Genomic DNA, 3,971 nt, shown 5'->3' with positions numbered 1-3,971 from the left:
CGGGCCAGCTTGAGACCCGAAAAGCGGCCCCGCTTTCAGAGCTTAAACCAGATCCCCTTTCAGAACCGATTGACACCCGCGGCGCGTGTCGCCGGGCGTTGCCGAGGTGGAGCCGAGCGATCCGGGTCTTTCGATCATGCTACGCCGGTCCAGGGTTGCCCCGTAAACGCGTCGCCGTCTGTGCATATTCGCACAGTTCTGGTGTTCGGTCGGGAAACGGACCGTCAGGCTTGCAGATGTTACAGGAAAACAGGCGCTTTTCGCAGCTGGTTTTTCATGATATCTGTTAAATATCATGCGGCTAATCCGTTTCCTCCCAGGCTTCGGCGGTCGTTACGGTCAGATTTCTCACATCCCCAAGAGCGCGCGCGAGCGATCCTGTGATTTGAACAATTGGGCCATGCGACCGATATGTCTGCCACAAGACGGAAACGTCGAACACAAACGCACAGACCCATATCGGAGACACCACATGACCCGCATCGCTCTCATTGCCGCCGCAGCCCTGACCGCAACCGCCGCTCTTTCGGGCGCCGCATCGGCCCAGACCAACAACACCGGCGACGCCGCCCGCGCTGCCCTGTCGCGCATCGCCCCCAATGCCGATGTGGCTGCGCTGAGCAACGCCGAAGCCGTCGCCGCATGGCAGGCCGCCTCGGACGAAGGCAGCGCCGCAACCGCGAAATTCCAGGCCGAAGCCCTGATCCGCAACTTCAACAGCTGATCTGTGGCCTTGCCGGGGCGGACCAGCCGCTCGCTCTGGCGAAACACACATCCCAAGGGGCGCCCTGACCGGGGCGCCTCTTTTTTCATGCTTGGGGGCTCATGCACCTTTTGCCTGAAGGCCGTTCAGGTCCCAAATATGGCAGGCATATCGCCTTCCAACCGATTGTAGATTTCGTGCTGCAGTCAGCCCGCGTTTTGGTTCCTGTTAGCCTGCTCAGGTAGCCAACTCGGTTTAGGCAGAACCATTCTCGCCGCTCGAGATGGCCGTCGTGCAGCTTACCCTCAACTCTCTGGAGGCTTGGCAAGCTATGTGGACTGCGACCTCAAGAGGCTGGCGGCGGCACCTGTCTGGAGGCCGTCGACTGAAACCGGAGCCCGCTTGGCACAACGACTTCGCATGCCGCGTCAAACTTCCATCCCGGCTGTCTTGCCACCTGTCCCACACCTGAGCGGTTCTGCACAAATATAAAGCTGCAATGCTTTGTGCAGGGTGGTTTATCTTATACCATTTGACAAAAAATTTTCATTCGCCGTAGGTTCGAAATCACCAGGGTGCATGCCTTGGGACCTGCCCGCTTCAGTGAGACCCCGATGCAAATCCGTCAAAAGCTTGAAGACATGTCGAGCCAGTTCACTCCAGCGGAACGGCAGCTGGTGTCAGTGCTTCTGGCCGACTACCCTTTCGCCGGACTCGAGCCGATCCAGAAGTTGTCCAAGAGAGCGCATATCTCGGCGCCGTCGATCTCGCGCTTCGTAGCCAAGCTCGGCTGCGCGGGCTTCCAGGAGTTCCAGCAGCGGCTCGTGCAGGAATTGAAGGCAGGGCAGCAGTCGCCTATCGATCTGCGCGACGCGATCGATGGTGCCAGCGATGCGACCTTGGCGTCCTACGTGCGACAGGTCGAGACACTGAACCAGGAGATGATCGAACAGATCCCCTCGGTCCAGTTCATCCGGCTCTGCGAGTTGATGACGGATCCGCGGCGCCGGATCTTTATGATTGGCGGCCGCATGAGCGACTCCATCGCCGAGTTCTTCGTGCGCCACCTGCGCCAGATCCGCCCCGACGTGTCGCACATCCCTTCCGACCCCGAGCTATGGCCAGAATATCTTTTGCGGATGCGGCCGCGAGACGTGCTGCTGCTGATCGATTTTCGCCGCTATCAGGCGAGCCTCGCGCGGCTCTCGGCGCAGGCGCGCTCGCGCAAGGCGCAGACGATTGTGATCACCGACAAGTGGATCAGCCCGGCGGCCAAGGGTGCGACCGAGCTGATTTCAGTGCCGATCCACTCCGGCACGGTTTGGGACAGCTACGTGCCAGCCTTCACCATGATCGAAGCGATGCTGGTAGCCATGGCGGAACGCAACTGGGACGCGACTCGGGCGCGCATCTCGCAATGGGACAAACTACGGGAAGATCCCGCTCCAGGGACCAAAACATGACACAGAGAAACAATAATTTGCTCTTCGTGGGCACGAACGATATCGCGGGGATCCTGCGCGGCAAATCCTTTCCGGTGGGGGAATGGGACAAACGCTCACAGCGCGGCGTCGGCTGGACTCCGACCAATGTGCAGATCACCTGTTTCGACAGCATCTCGGACAGCCCCTTCGGCTCGTTTGGCGACTTGGCACTGGTGCCCGACCCCCAGACGCGCATCACCATCGACCACGACCAGAAGCTAGATTTCGCCATGGGCGACATCCGCACCCTCGAGGGGGCGCCGTGGGAATTCTGTACGCGCTCGCTGGCGCGGCGGGCGATCGAGGAATTCCACGCCTTGACTGGGGCCACGGTGCTATCCTCTTTCGAACACGAGTTCCAGCTCAAGGGGCAGGTACCCCGGCCCGGAGATGCGTTCGGCTTCAAGGGCTTCCGAGACGGACAGGCATGGGCCGAGGCCTATCTTGCCGCGCTCTCTGCGGCGGGCTGCGCCCCTGACACTTTCATGAAGGAATACGGTCCCGGTCAGTACGAGATCACCATGAAGCCCGCTCAGGGGATCACCTCGGCAGATAATGCTGCCATTCTGCGGATGCTGACCCACGATGTGCTGACGCGCTTCGGCAAGTGTCCGAGTTTTGCGCCGATCCTTGATCCCGACAGCGTCGGCAACGGACTGCATGTGCATTTCAGCTTTCTGGATGATGCGGGCGAGCCGTTGACCTGGGAGGAGGGCGAGGAGACCGGCATGAGCACGCTCACCCGGCACTTCATCGGCGGCGTTCTGAAGTATCTCGATCAGATCCTCGCGATCCTCGCACCTTCTGAGATCAGCTACCTGCGCCTCACCCCGCATCGCTGGAGCGCGGCCTACAACAACCTCGGGTTCCGCGACCGCGAGGCGTCGGTGCGCATCTGCCCGGTCACCTCATCCGATCCCGAGAGCATCGCGCGACAGTACAATTTCGAGGTCCGCGCCGCCGATAACGCGGCAAGCCCCTACCTTACGCTGGCGGCGCTGGTCTTTGCCGGCGCCCAAGGCGTTCGCGATGCCATCGAGCCGCCCGCCCCGGCGCAGGAAGACCTGTCTTTGCTGTCACCAGAGGCGCTGGCGGCCAAAGGCTTCCGCCGTCTGCCGGACAGCCTTGGCAAGGCGCTTGAGGCGCTGCGCAGCTCGGAGGCCGCGCGTGGCTGGTTCGGGGACGGTTTCGTAGATCTTTATGTCGCACACAAGCAGGGCGAGCTTGCGCAGCTCGAGGGGCTCGACTGGCCCGCCAAATGTGCGCGTTACGCCGAGGTCTATTGATGCTCGAGATATGCGGCATCTCGAAGAACTTCGGTGGGGTGGTGGCGGTGGATTCCGTCTCGTTCACCGTGGGGCGCAATGAGATACACGGCCTCATCGGTCCCAATGGGGCGGGCAAGACGACGATGCTCAACTGATCTTGGGGCTACTGACCCCGAGCGCGGGTCAGAACGTTCTGGACGGTGCCGAGGTGCAGGCCACGCCCGCTGAAAAGCGGGCCTGTGCAGGTATCGCGCGCACCTTCCAGAACCTGCACCTGTTCCGCAACCTCAGCGTAAGGCGCAATATCGAACTGGCCGAAATTCATGCTCGCGACAGCGCCGACCGAGACCTGTCGCCGGACGCCATGGAGCGCTTTGGCCTGTTGCCGGTTCTCGACGAGGCGCCCGGCAGCCTGCCCTATGGCCAAACGCGGCGGCTCTGACCTGCCACGGGATTTTTTCTCCATTTGAAATTAGAGTCCGACCCAACGAAGGGACGGACAATGAAGCGAAGAAC

Annotated in this window: 3 protein-coding genes and 1 pseudogene; all 4 read left to right on the top strand. The window is 61.5% G+C overall.

Annotated features, from left to right (window positions below; translation table 11 throughout):
- Positions 1-472 precede the first annotated feature (472 nt).
- A complete protein-coding gene (locus Q4543_RS23840; protein ID WP_303442566.1) occupies positions 473-724 on the top strand; it encodes a hypothetical protein in 252 nt (83 codons plus the stop codon).
- A gap of 593 nt (positions 725-1,317) precedes the next feature.
- Complete coding sequence (locus Q4543_RS23835; protein ID WP_303442563.1) at positions 1,318-2,166, top strand: MurR/RpiR family transcriptional regulator; 849 nt, start codon at positions 1,318-1,320, stop codon at positions 2,164-2,166.
- Positions 2,163-3,473 (top strand): glutamine synthetase family protein, encoded by a 1,311-nt coding sequence (locus tag Q4543_RS23830; protein WP_303442559.1) that lies wholly within the window; start codon positions 2,163-2,165, stop codon positions 3,471-3,473. Before Q4543_RS23835 ends, Q4543_RS23830 begins: the two co-directional genes overlap by 4 nt.
- Positions 3,446-3,897 (top strand): annotated as a pseudogene (locus tag Q4543_RS24735) (ATP-binding cassette domain-containing protein). Before Q4543_RS23830 ends, Q4543_RS24735 begins: the two are co-directional and overlap by 28 nt.
- The last annotated feature ends 74 nt before the right edge of the window (positions 3,898-3,971 follow it).

The organism is Salipiger sp. 1_MG-2023 (assembly GCF_030547555.1).
In the GTDB taxonomy this organism is placed as follows: Bacteria; Pseudomonadota; Alphaproteobacteria; order Rhodobacterales; family Rhodobacteraceae; genus Salipiger.
This window is presented reverse-complemented; position numbering and strand designations above follow the sequence as displayed.

Excerpts from the sequence above, each read along its gene's own strand:
- Q4543_RS23840 (WP_303442566.1), top strand. The coding sequence starts at position 473 with ATGACCCGCATCGCTCTCATTGCCGCCGCAGCCCTGACCGCAACCGCC.
- Q4543_RS23835 (WP_303442563.1), top strand. The coding sequence starts at position 1,318 with ATGCAAATCCGTCAAAAGCTTGAAGACATGTCGAGCCAGTTCACTCCA.
- Q4543_RS23830 (WP_303442559.1), top strand. The coding sequence starts at position 2,163 with ATGACACAGAGAAACAATAATTTGCTCTTCGTGGGCACGAACGATATC.